The organism is Paenibacillus sp. GM2FR (genome assembly GCF_002803325.1).
Taxonomy (GTDB): domain Bacteria; phylum Bacillota; class Bacilli; order Paenibacillales; family Paenibacillaceae; genus Paenibacillus_AQ; species Paenibacillus_AQ lautus.
In genome coordinates this window covers 557,067-573,669 of the sequence record NZ_MKZM01000008.1, presented here as the reverse complement: position 1 = coordinate 573,669, position 16,603 = coordinate 557,067, and the positions used below count along the sequence as shown (strand labels likewise).

The 16,603-nt window shown below is 49.4% G+C and carries 17 protein-coding genes; 6 read left to right on the top strand and 11 right to left on the bottom strand.

Translation table 11 applies throughout. The features are described 5' to 3' along the window. Positions 1–17: 17 nt before the first annotated feature. Complete coding sequence (locus PAEVO_RS02750) at positions 18–233, bottom strand: hypothetical protein (RefSeq protein WP_100536170.1); 216 nt, start codon at positions 231–233, stop codon at positions 18–20. 330 nt (positions 234–563) lie between these two features. Between PAEVO_RS02750 and PAEVO_RS02745 the strand changes: the two genes are divergently transcribed. Beyond that, entirely contained in the window at positions 564–1,502 is a 939-nt protein-coding gene (locus tag PAEVO_RS02745) for an NAD(P)-dependent oxidoreductase (protein WP_100536169.1), read from the top strand. 194 nt (positions 1,503–1,696) lie between these two features. Here PAEVO_RS02745 and PAEVO_RS02740 read toward each other — a convergent pair whose 3' ends face one another. The 3 genes from PAEVO_RS02740 to PAEVO_RS34585 all read right to left on the bottom strand — a co-directional run bounded on the left by PAEVO_RS02740 (position 1,697) and on the right by PAEVO_RS34585 (position 3,438). Then, positions 1,697–1,906, bottom strand: a complete 210-nt coding sequence (locus tag PAEVO_RS02740; RefSeq protein ID WP_243390615.1) for a glutaredoxin family protein — start codon at positions 1,904–1,906, stop codon at positions 1,697–1,699. 23 nt (positions 1,907–1,929) lie between these two features. Continuing rightward, entirely contained in the window at positions 1,930–2,802 is an 873-nt protein-coding gene (locus PAEVO_RS02735) for a hypothetical protein (RefSeq protein ID WP_100536168.1), read from the bottom strand. Between the two features lie 192 nt (positions 2,803–2,994). Further along, positions 2,995–3,438 carry a transposase gene (locus PAEVO_RS34585; protein ID WP_279300461.1) on the bottom strand — a complete coding sequence of 148 codons (444 nt, stop codon included), beginning with the start codon at positions 3,436–3,438 and terminating at the stop codon, positions 2,995–2,997. 69 nt (positions 3,439–3,507) lie between these two features. Here PAEVO_RS34585 and PAEVO_RS02725 point away from each other — a divergent pair, with 69 nt between their 5' ends. Both PAEVO_RS02725 and PAEVO_RS02720 read left to right on the top strand, forming a co-directional pair. Beyond that, positions 3,508–4,359, top strand: a complete 852-nt coding sequence (locus PAEVO_RS02725; RefSeq protein ID WP_100536166.1) for an AraC family transcriptional regulator — start codon at positions 3,508–3,510, stop codon at positions 4,357–4,359. Between the two features lie 123 nt (positions 4,360–4,482). Then, positions 4,483–5,700 (top strand): MFS transporter, encoded by a 1,218-nt coding sequence (locus PAEVO_RS02720; protein WP_100536165.1) that lies wholly within the window; start codon positions 4,483–4,485, stop codon positions 5,698–5,700. 456 nt (positions 5,701–6,156) lie between these two features. Here the strand turns inward: PAEVO_RS02720 and PAEVO_RS02710 are convergent, their stop codons facing one another. Then, positions 6,157–6,309 carry a hypothetical protein gene (locus tag PAEVO_RS02710; RefSeq protein WP_207797443.1) on the bottom strand — a complete coding sequence of 51 codons (153 nt, stop codon included), beginning with the start codon at positions 6,307–6,309 and terminating at the stop codon, positions 6,157–6,159. Positions 6,310–6,312: 3 nt separating this feature from the next. After that, on the bottom strand, positions 6,313–7,944 hold the full coding sequence (locus tag PAEVO_RS02705; protein ID WP_100536163.1) for a cobyric acid synthase: 1,632 nt from the start codon (positions 7,942–7,944) through the stop codon (positions 6,313–6,315). 185 nt (positions 7,945–8,129) lie between these two features. Between PAEVO_RS02705 and PAEVO_RS02700 the strand changes: the two genes are divergently transcribed. The 3 genes from PAEVO_RS02700 (at position 8,130) to PAEVO_RS02690 (ending at position 10,679) form a co-directional block, all read left to right on the top strand. After that, complete coding sequence (locus PAEVO_RS02700) at positions 8,130–8,798, top strand: Crp/Fnr family transcriptional regulator (RefSeq protein ID WP_165789605.1); 669 nt, start codon at positions 8,130–8,132, stop codon at positions 8,796–8,798. Between the two features lie 86 nt (positions 8,799–8,884). Next, on the top strand, positions 8,885–9,448 hold the full coding sequence (locus PAEVO_RS02695; RefSeq protein ID WP_100536161.1) for a redoxin domain-containing protein: 564 nt from the start codon (positions 8,885–8,887) through the stop codon (positions 9,446–9,448). 256 nt (positions 9,449–9,704) lie between these two features. Further along, positions 9,705–10,679, top strand: a complete 975-nt coding sequence (locus tag PAEVO_RS02690) for a hypothetical protein (RefSeq protein ID WP_100536160.1) — start codon at positions 9,705–9,707, stop codon at positions 10,677–10,679. On the opposite strand, the gene PAEVO_RS02685 is transcribed toward PAEVO_RS02690, so the two are convergent. From PAEVO_RS02685 to PAEVO_RS02665, 5 genes are all read right to left on the bottom strand, one after another. Then, positions 10,674–11,759, bottom strand: coding sequence for a Gfo/Idh/MocA family protein (locus PAEVO_RS02685; protein WP_100536159.1), 1,086 nt, complete (start codon positions 11,757–11,759; stop codon positions 10,674–10,676). The genes PAEVO_RS02690 and PAEVO_RS02685 overlap by 6 nt on opposite strands. 29 nt (positions 11,760–11,788) lie before the next feature. After that, positions 11,789–12,523, bottom strand: a complete 735-nt coding sequence (locus PAEVO_RS02680; RefSeq protein ID WP_100536158.1) for a ThuA domain-containing protein — start codon at positions 12,521–12,523, stop codon at positions 11,789–11,791. A gap of 333 nt (positions 12,524–12,856) precedes the next feature. Further along, positions 12,857–14,476 (bottom strand): extracellular solute-binding protein, encoded by a 1,620-nt coding sequence (locus PAEVO_RS02675; RefSeq protein WP_100536157.1) that lies wholly within the window; start codon positions 14,474–14,476, stop codon positions 12,857–12,859. Between the two features lie 43 nt (positions 14,477–14,519). Then, positions 14,520–15,440, bottom strand: coding sequence for a carbohydrate ABC transporter permease (locus PAEVO_RS02670; protein ID WP_100536156.1), 921 nt, complete (start codon positions 15,438–15,440; stop codon positions 14,520–14,522). A gap of 20 nt (positions 15,441–15,460) precedes the next feature. Then, on the bottom strand, positions 15,461–16,390 hold the full coding sequence (locus PAEVO_RS02665; RefSeq protein ID WP_100536155.1) for an ABC transporter permease: 930 nt from the start codon (positions 16,388–16,390) through the stop codon (positions 15,461–15,463). Positions 16,391–16,603: the final 213 nt, after the last annotated feature.

Below are 16,603 nucleotides of genomic sequence, written 5' to 3'. Positions count from 1 at the left end.
TCTCCTTTCGGACAGAATTAATCGTTCCGCATCGGAACGAGCAGCAGCTCCAGTTTGCCCGTGTCTACATTTAATCTGCCTTCAATCGTTTCGTATTCCCGGCCGCCAACAACGATATAATTCACATGCTCCAGTGCAGCGACCATGTTCATCGTCCATGACCGTTCTTCAATCTGTACCAGCTCACCGTCCGGCCTCTTTTCAAACAAAATGACGTTCATCCCATTATCCACTGTGTGTCTACCCCTTCCATCTAAGCAGTGAGTATTGATACGTGGTAAATTCCGAATCGTTTCAAAAAATCTACGATGGGCTATCAACGCTTACCGCAGCGTTCTTTTCCAAAAGACGCAACCCATATAATAACACCGCTACTGATTATTTACACCTGCGAATTGCCATTAAAAAATTGATGAAAACGAACATTCTGGCCATACAGTACCTGATTATTTACGTTTTATAAGGTGTAGCATCAAATTTCATGATGATCGTCTGTCTTGACATTGTCACTAGTGTCATACTTTAGAATCGGTATCATTCCAGTCCAGAAAGGGGTTTTACCGATGAATCCAAATCTTGATAGATCATCTCTCGTTAACCATCAGCACAATGCGAAGGCGAACAGCTCTACCCTTACTTCCGTAACCGTGATCGGATTAGGCGCCATGGGCTCCAAGCTGGCCCGAACCTTCGTGAACAGCGGATATGACACCACCGTCTGGAACCGCACACCTGAAAAAGCCGCCGAACTTGTAGGCTTGGGTGCCTCCGGCGCTACGGAGATCGCAGATGCCATCGCCGCCAGCCCCCTCGTGATCGTCTGCGTACTAGATTACGATGTCGCTCGCCATATTCTGGAACCCATAGGCGATAAGCTTTCCGGTAAAGTTGTCGTAAATCTGACAAACGGCACTCCCGAGCAAGCCCGCAACATGGAGACGTGGATGAGTAGCCTGGGCGCCGATTATCTGGATGGCGGCATCATGGCCGTCCCTTCCCTGATCGCCACACCACATGCCGTCATACTCTACAGCGGTTCAGAGACTGCGTACGGAACGTATGAACAGGTCTTGGACAGCTTAGGTACAAGTCACTATTTGGGACCTGATCCCGCCCTAGCCCCACTGAATGACTTGGCACTGCTTAGCGGAATGTATGGGATGTTCGGCGGTTTTATCCATGCCGTGGCGCTTGCAGGCACCGAGGGAGCGAAGGCTTCAGACTTCACAACCTCGCTGCTGATGCCTTTTCTGCAGGCCATGATGTCCACTCTGCCGGAGATGGCGAAGCAGATCGACACCGGCGATTATACCGCCAAGGATGCGAGCCTGGCGATGCAAGCAGCTCACGACACCATCGGGGAGGTCAGCAGGGCACAGGGCGTCAGCCCCGAGCTGTTCACGCCGATTTATGAGCTGATGAAACGCCGGGTGGAAGGCGGTTTTGGCGGGGACGACTTCGCCAGCGTAATTGAACTGATCCGCAAGCGTCCATCGTCTTGATCGGCATAAGAGAGAGATAAGCCGCATGAGGCTAATGGCACATGCAAGACACATCGCGCTTTGGTGACCATGCGATGCGCTCTGGATCCTCAACACACAAAGAAGCCTGGATCATCCCGTTGGGAACGATCCAGGCTTCTTTTTCATTTCCACGAACCTTTATTTATTTAATCAATTCCCTGATTTCCTGAAAGTTACTCGGCAAATCCGATAAATACGTTGTCACCCATAACGATCGTAGGCACAATCTGTTTTCCCGTCAGACGTTTCACTTCTTCCGGATATTCCGGGTTCGTTGTACAATCATACTCCGTATACGGAACCTCCTGCTCCTTGAAGTAGCGCTTGGCATGATGGCAATCGCTGCATGTGGGTATGGTGTAGATTTTCAATGGTTCTGTCATATCGATCACTCCTTAAGCGAAATTTATTTTATCTCAACAACAAAAGGCACGGTCATCACTTCACCTTGATGCTGAAATTGTCCCCAGATTTTGTAGATGCCGCTGTGTGGAAAGGTAGTGGCAAATTCCGCTTTGGGTCCTGTGCTCTGCTCGTCCAGAGGATGCACATGGATGTACTGCTCCGCGTCTTCGGACAGAATGACAACGTGCCCGACTGCGCCCAGATAAGGCTCCAGATTGTTGATTCCTTGCTTTGTCTTTGCATCCTGAATATGATAGGCGAGCACGACCTCTTCATTCGATAAGGTATTGCTTATGTTCAGTTCAATTTCCTTGCCGTTTACATGTTTGATGAGGCTGGCATCCGTTTGAATCAGCGACGGTTCTCCTTCTTCTCCCTCAATCTGAACCCATTCGCTAAGCGTGGCCCCTCCAGCACCTTTAGGGATAAAATCTGCGAACAATTTATATTCGCCGCCAGCCGGGAATGTCGTGTTCACGGTAAATACGCCATTCTCCTTGTAATCCGGATGAATATGGTTGAAGAAAGACAAATCGCGATTCACGATGATCAGATGCAGGAGCTTCTCATGATTGACATCAAAATCCTGGACAGGTTCACCGTCTTTATCCGTAATTTGAATCGTCAGCTCCGATTCGGCGCCTGCCCTTGCCGGTTCATTCCATGTAAACGCTGCGTTGTAATGATCTGAGGCAGTTTCATGCCCGCCAGCATGTTCACCATGCCCGTTTGTTTCCTCGCTTTCGCTTTCCTGTTCATGGTTCCCGCCATGGCCGCCCGTATCAGGGACCTGCTTCGCGTTATCGCATGCTGTCAACAATCCAAAAGCAAGTATGCCCGTTAAGGTTAGTATGGTGCCCTTCCTAATCAACATGGGCTATCACTCCAATCATTGGATATACTGCAAGATGAATTTTCATTTTCATCCGCCTCTATATTTAGTATACCCCCCTATCCTATAATTAATCAACTTTTTTTCTGTTCGCTCCACGCAAATAACACCATGCAACCTGCATGGTGTTATCTTTCTATTCATCATTATTACCCGAATGATTGGATGCATTCCTTACTGTACAGCTAGATACAGTGCTCGGCGAAGTCTTTTGGATCCTCGTTTCGTGATCCGGTTGCTTGTGGCCGTAAATTTCCCTGAGCTATAAATCCCCGGATCTAGGCCTGCATAGGCAACAATCTGTTTTGCATCCTTGAATTGACTCTCATCACCAAGCTCTGCTACGATCGCAGCCGCCAACTTGTCCCCAATGCCTGGGATGCTTTTGACCAAGCTTATGTCCTGCTGGTTCCGTAAAAGCCGGTCCAATACGTCCTTCTGATCTCCACGTTCAGATATAGCGCTAACGATATAGCTTCTTGTCCAAATTGTATGATCAATCCAAACCTTCTGCATATCGACTTTCAGTTGCACCATTTTTGAACTAAGGCAAATCGATTCCTTTTTTTCGCCTACCTTCGCTTGCACAGTTCCTACTGGCGCTATGATTTTGGTCAGAATGAACACCGGTTTTGTGCTATTATTTCCTTATAATGGGTAACACAGGGGGTCATTATTATAGAAACATTGAAGTCCATCTATCAGCGATATTTCGATGAAACGTTATTTGGCCAAAAGAATGGAATATCTTATAGCCTACAATCAGAAATCGGTGCCGGGAACGCTTACAAGCTCACTACTTACAGCGGGATCCAAATCGTGTACCACGATATTCGTTATCATGAACCGTATCCTTTTTGTTTTGCTTCAAGAGGACGAATGGTTGAACTTCAGTTTACTCTTTCCGGTCAACGACAGATAATTGTATCCGGTCGAGAACATCAAACTCCGGTTGGGCGGGGTGCGCTTTCTTTAATTGAGGACTTTCAAGCTCATTTTTTTCCCTCTGCACAAGAGCAATATGTTTCACTTTCGCTGGCCATTCCGGTTTCTCTATTCGATTATGCGGCTATGCATTTGGCGACTTCACCAAATATGAATTTCGGGTTTGACCGACTAAAAGAGCAGTCATTCCGCTCCTATGATTTTGAATACGATACCAGAAGCATGGCTTTGGTAAAGCAATTAATCACTGATTTTAAAAATGACAATAGATCCCCGTTAATGATGGAAGCATCTGCATTGGAGCTTTTAAACATGCATATGAATCAATTGTTTTTTCTGACACCTAGACCAAACGGCTTTTCTAAAGGGGAAATATCTTTCGGAGTGATATCAAGAATTGTTCTGCATTTCGCACCTCTGTTTATTATCCTGTTGTTGAGTTTGACTCAAATGGTACCGCTATGGCATATTGCAACCATCTTTCAGCCGGACGTAGTCCCTTGGCTGAAGATAATGACTGTACTTATGGCGCTAAAGGGAAGTATGGAAATCATACGGTTAAAGCTGTTGAAGATTTCGATGTGGCGGAGATAACCGTCCAGGTAAAACTATTTTAATCCATTTGACCGCATTTCCATCCGTATGGAGGGAGAAGCACTGACCCAAATCGCTTATACTCCAAATCAAATGATCAATTTGAAACAAGGAGTGAAGCACATGAATAAAATTAAGGGAAGCGTCTTTTTCAGTGTTTTTGTAGCGATGCTGGGACTTATGCTCCTTGCACCGATCACACCCTCGCTTATACGGGAATTAGGACTTAAGGAAATCCACTCCGGAATCCTGATTTCAACCGGATCAATTATGATGGCTGTTATGGCTCCGATATGGGGGAATATCAGTGATGCGAAGGGGCGGAAACCGGTTATACTGATTGGGTTTATCGGCATGTCCATCAGTACTTTATTATTAACGATCACCTTTTATTGCGGTCTTAACCACTGGATTAACGGCGGACTGTTGCTAGGCCTGATGATTGCGGCGAGAAGCTTGGTCGGCATATTCATCCCGGCCATCCTGTCCTCATCACAGGCTTATATGGGCGATGTGACAGAGGGAAAGGAAAGAGGAAGCGGCATGGCAATCATTAGTGCCGCAAATGGGCTTGGAATTGTTATTGGGCCAGCCATTGCCGGTATTTTCACATTAATTGGTTTGCTATGGCCTTTATATTTTGGCATTGTGATAGCCGTAGTTGCATTGGCAGTCACCCTGCTGCTGATGCCTGCAACGAAGCCGGCGATACAGAAAGGGGCTGTCAAAGTCAGTCCATTTCAATCCGGTTTGAGGCTTTATCTACTCGCAGCGTTAGTGACGATGATCGGGATCGTAACGATTCAGGTCGTCGGCGGGTTTTATTTACAGGATCAGCTCCATCTCCCCTCTGATCAGTTGGCGAGAATCGTTTCCTTCGGATTAATGCTTACGGGCATGGCAATGCTCATTTCACAAATTGTTCAGTCCAAATGGCTGAAATGGGAGCCGCGGGTGATGATCCTGCTCGGTTCCTTGATTCTCGTCGCAAGTATGCTCATATTCCTTCTTACAACTCATCTTCCATTCTACAATTTAGCATTTTTTGTTTTTGGACTCGGGTCGGGATTTATGATGACTGGATTTATGGCAGGCGCGTCACTTTCTGTAAGTAATGAACAGCAAGGTGGTGTAGCTGGTCTAGTTGCGGCCATGCAGGGAATTTCCGCCATCATTGCACCTATTCTGAGTACCACTTTATATCAGGCAAATCGATATAGCCCTATGGTCATGATAGTCATTCTGACTGTCCTCTTGGGTGCAATGATGCTGGTCCGCCCCCGAGGCCACAGGACTATTGACCAAATGAATGGCAAGGAAACTCACGCTGGCACAAAATAATCCCGACACCAACGTTCAATAGTTAAAAAATCCATTCTTTGAACAAGCTGCAAAACGTCGATTTCGACAAATTTGAAATGGCGGAGTCATCGTATCGCGATACTTCTCCGACTTCTCAAAACCGGCTTTGACAAGCTCCCCGTTCACCTGTCGAACAATGATTGATTGTAGCAGCAGATGAGCCTTCAGGACGAATTAAAAAATGGAGTGCGCCTTTCATATTCTGCAAGCTTCTCCTGCATCAAACCGCGAATTCGGCTATCCGTAACCCCGTCATAGGTCATTTGATGTGAACTTACGCTTTCGGCATGCTCAAAATAGGTTAAATAGCTGTCATCAATAAAACAGCTAATGTTTGTCAAGTATTGCAACTCGAAGTCATCTCATAAATCTTGATATACTTTTATAGCAACAAATAACCTTCAATGGTGTGAAAGTTATGGATAAATATGGGGATTATGCTTTGTAGGACTCGTTTTGGATGGCGTATACGTGATGGAGAAGCTTGTTGGTGCAAGCGATCACGACCACCTTGTAAGGCTTGCCCTCTTTCCTTTTCTTCTCATTGTATTCGCTTATCCTTCGGTAGCTCCTTTGCGTATTCCACATGATTCAATGCGCATAACCGATGATTTCATATATTTTTTTCATATCCACATGGTTACGAACAACGTCCGCTACACGGTCAAATTCCGCGAATTTGCGTTCTTCTGCTTTGAACGTTTCCGAGATTGGCATCAGCCCCTTCTTCATCCGAATGCCGTTCAGCCAGGACCTGCGGAAGACATCATTGTCAAACAAGCCATGCAGATAACTTCCCCATATGCGGCCATCCGAAGTAGCTGTCCCTTCAACGTGCGGCTGAATATCTTCTGTCGCCTTTAAAGAATCTGTGCCATCTGCCTCAATCGAAAAAAGCGGTCGGTAGCCCGAGCCGTCAGCCAAGGCACTCCATTGCGTCACGCCCATATGAATTTCATAGGCCGTAATCGTCGAATCGGCCTCTGTGTCCGAAATAACGACCCTCAGAGGATGTTCCTGTAACAATTCCCCTCTCACCCGAACGGTCCTTTTATGCTTTAAAAAGGAAGTCCGAATCGGCAGCAGTTCGAGCCCCTTCGCTTCCCGAACGCTCCCTTCGACCGCATGCGGATCCGACAGCTGCTCGCCCAGCATTTGATATCCTCCGCAGATGCCAACCAGCTGCACATCCCGCTGCTGCGTCTGCCTTAAGATCGCATCGGCCAGACCCCGATCCTGGATGAACCCGAGGTCACTGATCGTATCCTTGGTACCAGGCAAAATAATGACGTCCGGCGTGCCGAGTTCATCCGCCGATTGGACGAAGCGAACGACAACATCCGGTTCCCAGCGCAGCGCATCAACATCCGTAAAATTCGAAATGCGCGGATACCGGATCACGACAATATCAAGGTCGCGTTGTTCCTGTCTTTGAGATTGAAGCTCGTCCAGGACAACCGAATCCTCTGCCTCGATTCGCATGTCCTGAATATAGGGGAGTACGCCCAGCACGGGAATGCCTGTCCGCTCTTCAAGCCAGTCCAGTCCCGGCTGAAGCAGCGCCAGATCCCCACGAAACTTGTTAATGATAAACCCTTTGACCCTGGCCGCTTCATGGGGCTCAAGCAGTTCAAGCGTACCTACAATGGAAGCGAACACGCCGCCGCGATCGATATCCGCAACCAGAATAACCGGCGAATCCGCCCATCCTGCCAAGTTCATGTTAACAATGTCCCGATCCTTAAGATTGATCTCCGCCGGACTTCCCGCGCCTTCCATAACAACGATATCGTAGCTCTCCCGTAGTCGATCCAGTGCATCCAACACAATCTCTTTGGCCTTCGGCAGGAACTGTGTCCGGTAATCCATCGCACTCATCTGCATTTGGGGCACGCCGTGGATCACAATTTGCGAAAACATGTCCTTTATCGGCTTGATCAGGATCGGATTCATGTCCGTTGTTGCGGCAATGCCGCAGGCTTCAGCCTGTACGCCCTGTGCTCTGCCGATCTCTTTCCCATCCGGCGTCACGTAGGAATTAAGCGCCATATTTTGCGATTTGTATGGAGCCGTGCGATAACCATCCTGTAGAAATATGCGGCATAGCGCTGTCGTTACGATGCTTTTGCCTACATCCGAAGCGGTGCCCTGCAGCATGAGTACCGCTCCTTGGCCCTTCCTGATCTTCGTGGGTGTATCCCTTATGTATTCTGCTTCATTCATCTTCTTCACCCTTCTCCCTGACTTAAACCGCTCACTCACATCATTATAGCAAACCGTCGTTAAAGGCGTTCTTCTCCCATGAAATCCAGATAAATTTCCTTGTACTTAGTCAGCCCGAAATGTTAACTATATAGAATAGCAGTTTCACATGTCCGTGCATGATAAACGAAAGGCGGAAACCAACCATGAAGCCTGAACTGAATGACAAGCAGATAACCGACATTTTCCCTTATTTAAAAGTTGTCCCCCCCGAAGAATGGATTCAAGCTAATGCTTTTACCAAACATTTTGAAGCCAAATCGAGAATCTTTCATCGAGAGGATGCCGCGATGTATGGCATGTTCCTGATCAGCGGATCGGCCCGGATCACGATTATCAACGAGAATGGCAACGAATCAGTGTTAAACATCCTATCAGCCGGTGAAGTCTGTTCGCTCCTCGTACTTAGCGGGCTAAGCGGGCAGGATTATCCCGGCACCCTCATTGCCGAGTCCGAGGTAGAGGTGCTGTATGTACTGAAAAGCTGCTTTCTCCGCTGGCTGCAGGTATACGAACCTATCCGTAGCGCTATTTTTGGCGGGCTGCTTGATGGAACGCTGCGGATGGCAAACCTGCTGCAGGAGAGACAGTCATTGCCGCTGGAGCAGCGCCTTGCCAGAACACTGCTGCGCGTCACCTCGGATGAACATCCGCTAGTGCACACAACCCACCAAGAGCTTGCCGATGACATCGGCTCCGTTAGAGAGGTCGTCTCCCGTGCGCTGGGCCATTTCCAAAAGAAAGGATGGCTGGAAACAGGAAGAGGCTGGGTGAAAATTATAAACCGGGGCTGTCTAACAGAAACGGCTATGTGACCTAGTCACAGAGCAATAAAGTCCTCCCTGCTACATTGGTAATAGGCCTCACGCCTATATACCGTTAACCCAGGAGGAAATCCAACATGAACAACGTGCTTCAACCCGGAGAATATGCTCCATTATTCCAAAGGGTAGATCAACATGGAAATATGATTTCGCTGGAAACCTATCGCGAACGTAAATTACTTCTCGCTTTTTTCCGTAACGCAGCCTGCGCACTGTGCAATCTGAGGGTGCACCAGTTTATTCAACGATATCCTCAGTGGCAGCAGTATCATCTCGATGTCATTTGCGTATTCGAATCACCGGAAGTTGCGCTTCATCAGCATGTTGGTCAGCAGAATACTCCGTTTCCTCTTATTGCCGATCCGAATGCGGAGCTCTACACGCTCTATGGAGTGGAGACTTCGGCAGCCAAGACACAAGCTACCTTGGCTCAACCGAATGTGCATCAATATACGGATGAAGCCGAAGCGGCAGGTTTCAAGCTGACGCCGGAAGAAGGTTCAAATTTCAATCGGATTCCCGCAGAGTTTGTATTGGACGAGGACGGCATCATACGGATCGCGCATTACGGTCGTCTGATTACCGATCATCTGCCTTATGAAACCATTGAACGTTACGCTGCCGGAACACAGCTTCCTTAGCCGGGTTGAGCCTGTCTTTAAGCCGCATTCAGCAGTAAAAAGAACCCCTAACATGGGACATAAAAACAAGCCGATCCGGGTGGATCGGCTTGTTTGGTGACGCTATGACTATAAAGTCAACCGCTGCCTATGAACGCTTTTAAGGGATAATATTTTCAAAATGGGGGGATATATTCATCCGATAATATACTTTTTCATCTAATATTGTATTATCTTGGATAGGTAACTAGAGTTGGTTAAGGGAGGAACTGATTGAATGGTAATGCATTTCTCCAAGTTTAGCAACATCTATATTCATGTCAAATGGTTTACGGATAACTTTGAATGGGTCCCCCTGCCTTTTCCTCGCGTCGTTACACTGACATTCCTGTTTTGGTTAGCGTTTACATTGTTGATCTTATTGCTCACATGCGCATTTCACGATCCCTTGGGAAAGATGCGTCCCGTCGTGCGAATCCACGGATGGCTGCACAGGTTGAGGCCCCATACCGAGGTGATTCTGCGTTTTGGGCTGGCTATCGGGCTGGTGCTGCAGCTTCTGAGCGGCTCGTACCTCGCACCCGAATTCCGAACCAATTCCATGTGGATTATCCTCGGCCTCTCCGCAGCCGCAGCGTGCCTGCTCTATAAACGCACCTTGCCGTTGAGCGGCGCCATCCTATTCTTGCTTTATATCCAAGCCTCCTTGTCCTACGGTATGTTTCATTCCATCGATTATTTGATCTATCTTGGCATTGTGTATTATCTGTTTGTGTGCGGCACTCCTATAAAAAGAACGGCAGCCCCGGTCATGTATATATGCACAGGCATGTCCCTCGCTTGGCTTGCCATGGAAAAGCTGACCATTCCCGAGCTCGCCTGCACGGTTATGGGCAGCTATGGACTTCCTACCTTCGGTTTTACCATTGAGCATTTTGTCATGATTAGCGCTTTTATCGAAATCGGGCTGGCATGGGCGTTCATCGTAGGCATCATGAACCGGTTCACGGCGCTGCTGGTATCCTGCATTTTTGTTATGACAAGCCTTGTATTCGGTTACAAAGAAGTCATCGGCCATACGATCATTCACACGGTGCTGATCCTGTTCCTGATCGAAGGCACGGGAGACCTCCGTACTCCTTTTCAGTTCCACCGCTCGCCTGTGCTCCGCGGATTGTTTGTAGGCGTCAACTTCTGCCTGTTTCTGTTCAGTTTGATGGCACTGTATATCTGGATGGGCAAGACGTTATGACAAGCTCTGGATCCGTTGGCCGATGGATTTACCAAGCTCTACCACCGTTTTGGTCTCGTTTGATCTGACGACCGCGTCCAGCACTTCTTGATTCCGGTATCCGTCCATAAACCCGGGGACTCCGTCGGCAGGCGCTCCCCGCAATATCGCGGCAAAATCGGCATACTGCTTGACTTTGCAATGCTGCGGCACTTCCATTGTCGTTCTGGCGAGCTGTCCGGGCTCTTCTTCGCGAATCCAAACCACCCGTTCCGGATCCAACGTGCTGGCGTGGGCGGTGCCATGGTCGCCGTAAATGGACACCTCATGCTGATTGCCTGAACCGAACGCATTGCGTGATGTCTGGAACACGCCCATCATGCCATCCGCCATCCGTGCCTGAAAGCTGGCAAAATCATCGACTTCGATCTTGGCCATCGCTCCCGTCACCGGGTCACGACGTTCCGGGATGATGGTATGTAACTGGGCCGTGATTTCTTCAAACTCTCCAAACAGAAAACGGGCCATATCAATCATATGCGAACCGAGATCTCCCAGTGTCCCCGTCCCGGTGATGGCTTTGTTGTATCTCCACATGTAGGGAACCTGCTGGTTCGGCACGCCAAACCCCTGCAAATACTGAATGGAGAAATGACGGATCGTCCCCAGTTTGCCTGTACGAATGAGTTCCCTGGCATAACGAAAAGCGGGCGTATAACGGTACGTAAACCCGATCATGGCTGGAACGGGCTGCTTCTCATACAGCTCCAGCAAGGAGATGGCCTCTTCAAAGACGCGCGTAAATGGCTTTTCCGCCAAGAAAGGCTTACCCGCTTGCAAGCATGCACGGATGATATCGGCGTGCACGTTGTTGGGCGTAACCGAAATGACAGCATCCACGTCAGGATCTTCTATCAAATCTTTGAAATCCGCATAGCGTTTGCCGTCCTCGATCCCCAGCTGATCGCCTACCCTGGCCACGGCTTCGCCATTGACGTCGCTCACAGCCACGAACTGATAGATTTTCTCTTCATTCATCCAGCGGATATGCTCCTGCGCCATCCCGCCCAAACCAATTAAGCCGATTCGAAATTTATTCATCATAGAACACTCCTTATATTAGTCTCTCACTAGGACTGAACGACAGGGGCGATAGGCGCCACCCGTCCATAAGCCGATTTGGCCCCTTTCACAGGAGCAGCCCAGAACACGCCATTGGCAATGACCTGCAGAATTTCGGGCTGATGGTAGACCGGGAACATTTCGTGGCCCGGCCGGAAATAAAACAGCTTCCCTCTGCCGCGCCTGTAACAACAGCCGCTGCGGAACACTTCGCCGCCTTCAAACCAGGAGATGAACACCAGCTCATCCGGCGCCGGGATTTCGAACCGCTCTCCATACATTTCTTCCCGCGGAATCTCAATATATTCACCCAGTCCCTGCGCAATCGGATGGCCCGGCTCAACGACCCATAAACGCTCGATCTCGCCATCGTCGCGCCACTTCAGCATCCCGGTGTTCGTGCCAAGGAGCCGGGAGAAGATTTTGGAGCCATGGCCGGAGTGCAGAACGATCAATCCCATGCCGTCCAGCACGCGCTGCCGAACCTTCTCCACAATGTCATCCCGGACCTCGTCATGGGCCAAATGTCCCCACCACAGCAGCACATCCGTGTTCGCCAATCGCGCTTCGGTTAAGCCGTGATCCGGCTCATCCAGTACGGCAGTCGCTACTTCCAAACCTTCCACCTGTTCGAGATGATCCGCTATCGCACGATGAATCCCATTCGGATATATGCCGGCCACCTGTTCATTATGTCTCTCATGCCGGTATTCATTCCATACCGTGACTTTGATGTTTCCCATGATTGCTGCCTCCTGAGTTCCCTAGAATTCGATTCAATTAAAGCTTATTCATCACTTCGAATGCGGATCATACTTACGATCCCTGTTGCCCCCAGATTTTTTTGCGTTTTGTTATATGTTGAAATCCGGGGATAGCATATGCTTTCGTTGCGAGCTTTCCGATGGAAAGCTTTCAGGGAACGCTTCGCTTCTCCAAAACAATTCCGCCTTCTTCGTTGAAGTCTGATACTCTAAAACCTATTGAATTCAAGTCAAACTCCATTCCCTCAAAATCACGCTGCCCCGCAGCATTTCGTTCTGCGGGGCAGCTCCTGACGATTTGCCGTCAAATCCTTATTTGACGCTGATATACCGCTGATAGGCTTCCTTGCGGATCTGTACCAGCCGCTCAAGGCCCATATCGTTCAGCTTCTTGACGTACGCATCCCATTCCGCATCGATGTTGCCTTCGGATATCCATTTTGCGCGGGTCGTGCCGACATAACCATCGATATCCGTTGTCAGCGTAGGCAGCTCCTGGAATTCTTCGGCGCTGTACATCACGTTCGGGAACGGCGTCGTTACGTAATCGCTGCCCAGCTTGTCGATGACCAGCTTCAAGCCGTCGCCCGTGGTCTCATCCAGTATGATGTTTTTCTCGAAGCTCGGGCTTACGTACTTGGGACCGAAATCCCTTACGGATTGCTCCCAGTACCAAGCATCCGCACTCGTTCCCTCCGGCGGACTCATGAGCGTAAATGTTCCGTCGTCGTTCTTCTGAATCACCGTGCCGATGGCTCCCCAGAAATTCTGAATGCTCGCTTCATTGGTGTAGAACTGATCCGCCCAGCGCGCCGAAATTTCCGGATATTTGTTCGACGTGGTAATGAGGAACTCGTTTCTTCGCAGGCTCATGCCCTGAGGCTCGCCGCCCTGGTACCTTTTTCCGTCAGGTCCGGCAATGGACGGAATCGCAATGTATTGATCCTTCCATTTCCCGAATACGGCGTCCGGTACCCATTGGTTGGAGAAACCGATCAGCGCCGCATCCGGATTCTGATGCTTCGCCGTGGACATGGTGCTGTCCTGTGTGAAGATCTCCTGGTCTATGAGGCCTTCGGCGTACAGCTTATGCGCCCACTTAATCGCTTCCTTGTAATTCTCCGTCACCGGGTAGAACACGGGCTCGTTATCGATAACCATCATGCTGTTTCCGTTGATGTCCGTGATGCCGAACGGATTCAACAGATCAATGCTGATGTTCCCCGATCCGCTGACCGGAATTTCGTCAGCCTTGCCATTGCCGTTCGGATCTCCTTCTTTGAACGCTTTAAATACGTTATACAACTCGTCCGTGTTGTCCGGTACTTCCAGTCCGAGCTGATCCAGCCAGGCTTTGTTGATGATCGGCTGAATCGATGCTTTCGGCCTTGACGGCAGCCGCGCCGGCAAGGAGTAGATTTTCCCGTCCGGGAATGTGCTCATCTTTTTCATTTCTGGCGTTTCTTCCAGCGCCGCCTTCAGGTTCGGCATGTATTGATCGATGTAGTCGTCCAGCGGGCGGAAATACGACAGGTTGTTCACGATGTCGGAATCGCTGAACACGATATCGCCGAAAATGATATCCGGCAGCGTACCGCTCGCCAGCATGATCGATTTTTGCTCGCCCCAATCATTGGAGGACATGATCTGCCAATTGATTTTGACGTTGGTCTCCTTCTCCAAATCCTTGAGCCACTGGTTCTGGAGGAACGTATCTCCCATATTGCCCCAGCGAACGGTCAGCACGTCCAGCGTAATCGGCTCATTCACGATCGGCAGGCCTTCTATGTTAAAAGCGGCTTCGGCATCCGAATTGGCGTCCTCCTTCTTGCCGCCGCTGCAGCCCGCCAGATTCAGCAGCAGGATTGCGGCCAACATGATGACGGCAGCCAGCTTCAGGCGGTGCTTCCTCTTTACATTGTTTGTTCCCATTCAACCATTCCCCCAATACTTATTTTTCATAAATTCATCGGTGTTACGACTTCACGGCTCCGATCATCACCCCCTGATTGAAATACTTCTGTACAAACGGGTAGATGCACATGATCGGCACCGTTGCGACGATAATGACCGCGTAGCGCATAATATTGGCCAGTCGCAGCGCGATGGCCGCGGCTTCTCCGGTACCCATGGCGGACTGCATCTGGTTGGTGACCAGAATATTTCGCAGGATGAGCTGTAAGGGGTACAGGTTCGTATCTTTTAAATAGATCAGGGCATTGAAATAGGAATTCCAGTGACCCACGGCCGTCCACAAGGCGATGACCGAGATGACCGCTTTCGAGAGCGGAATCACGATAGTCACGAAATATCTCAGATTTCCGCAGCCATCGAGCTGCGCCGCCTCCCATAAATCCTCCGGAATGCTGCTTTGGAAAAAAGTCCGCGCCACAATGATGTTGAAGGCGGCAACCGAGAACGGCAGCACCATGACCAGAAACGTATCGTACAGCTGGAAATCGCGGATCGTCATAAAGGTCGGAATCAAACCGCCGTTAAAGAACATCGTAAAAATAAAGAGCAGCGATATATACTTGCGGCCCACGAGGTCTTTGCGCGAAAGCGCGTAAGCTGCGGATATGTTAACCACCAAGCCGATGGCGGTACCCACAATCGTATACACAATCGTATTTCGGTACCCAATCCATATATTAGAGTGCTTCAGCAATTCTTGATAGCCTGCCAGCGTAAATTCCTTAGGCCACAGCCATACCTGTCCATTCGCAACCGCCGCCGGCTCGCTGAACGAAGCGATGATGATGAAGTACAGCGGATAAATTAACACGATCAGCATCAAGACAGCGAATACATACAGGCCGATTTCCAGCACCTTGTCGGAAGATCGGGTATTCCTCTGCCGCGGCGCCGTCTTCTCTCTTACTTCCACTACACCCATAGAACCCTTCCTCTCTTGCGTTACCACAAACTGTTTTCGCTGTATTTTTTCGAAATCTGGTTGACCAGAATCAACAGAGCAAAATTAATGACCGTATTAAACAAATTGATGGCCGACGAGAAGCTGTATTGGCTGCTCAGCATCCCGATTTTGTACACATACGTGGAGATGACCTCACTGGAGGTAATATTGAGACTGTTTTGCATAAGGTAAACCTTCTCGAAGCCGACGCCAAGCAAGCTGCCGATCCGCAATATAAGCAAGGTCACGACCGTAGGCATCAGCATCGGAATATCGATAAACCGGATTTTCTGCCACCGGCTTGCCCCGTCCATCGTGGCCGCTTCGTACAAGCTGGGGCTCACCGCAGATAAAGCCGCGATATAGATAATGCTGTCCCAGCCCGTATGCTGCCACACGTCCGACCATACATACACGCTGCTGAACAAGCCGGCCGATCCCATCAGGTTCGGCGCTTGTGCACCGAAGAGCCGGAAGATATTCCCGATCAATCCCGAGCCCGGCGAGAACAGAATCAGCATGAGTCCCACCATCACGACCGTGGATATAAAATGCGGCATATAGGTTACGGTCTGGAAGAAGCGCTTGAACCCATTCTGGCGCATTTGATTGACCATCAAGGCAAGCATGATCGGAATCGGGAATGTCGCCACGCTGTATAAGCTGATGACCAGCGTATTGGTAATGGTTGACGAGAATTGATAGGAGTTAAAAAACTTCTCGAAATACTTCAGGCCTGCCCAGGGGCTGTCCATAATCCCGAGAGCGGGACTGTAATCCTTGAATGCGATCAAGATCCCGTACATCGGTACGTAAGAAAACAACAAAACCAGCACTACCGCAGGCAGCAGCAGCAAATACAGGCCCCAATTTTTTCTGATCCGCCCGAGGGTTGGGTGTGTGGTTCTATTCAGTTGGCCTGCTTTCAAATCGATTCCCCTTTCTGTACTCGTCGTCGTGAATCCGGTATGTCACGTAAGCAATTTCAGTATACTTCGCTCCGGAATCGTTATTTGGACCTCATGATGTCCTATTCGGACCTTCGCCTTGTTCCAGTTCAAGGAATCCTCGAGTCCCCATGCAAAGCATGCTATTATCCGGACTTTACGATGTGGTATCCGGACTTTATGGAAAATGCGCTC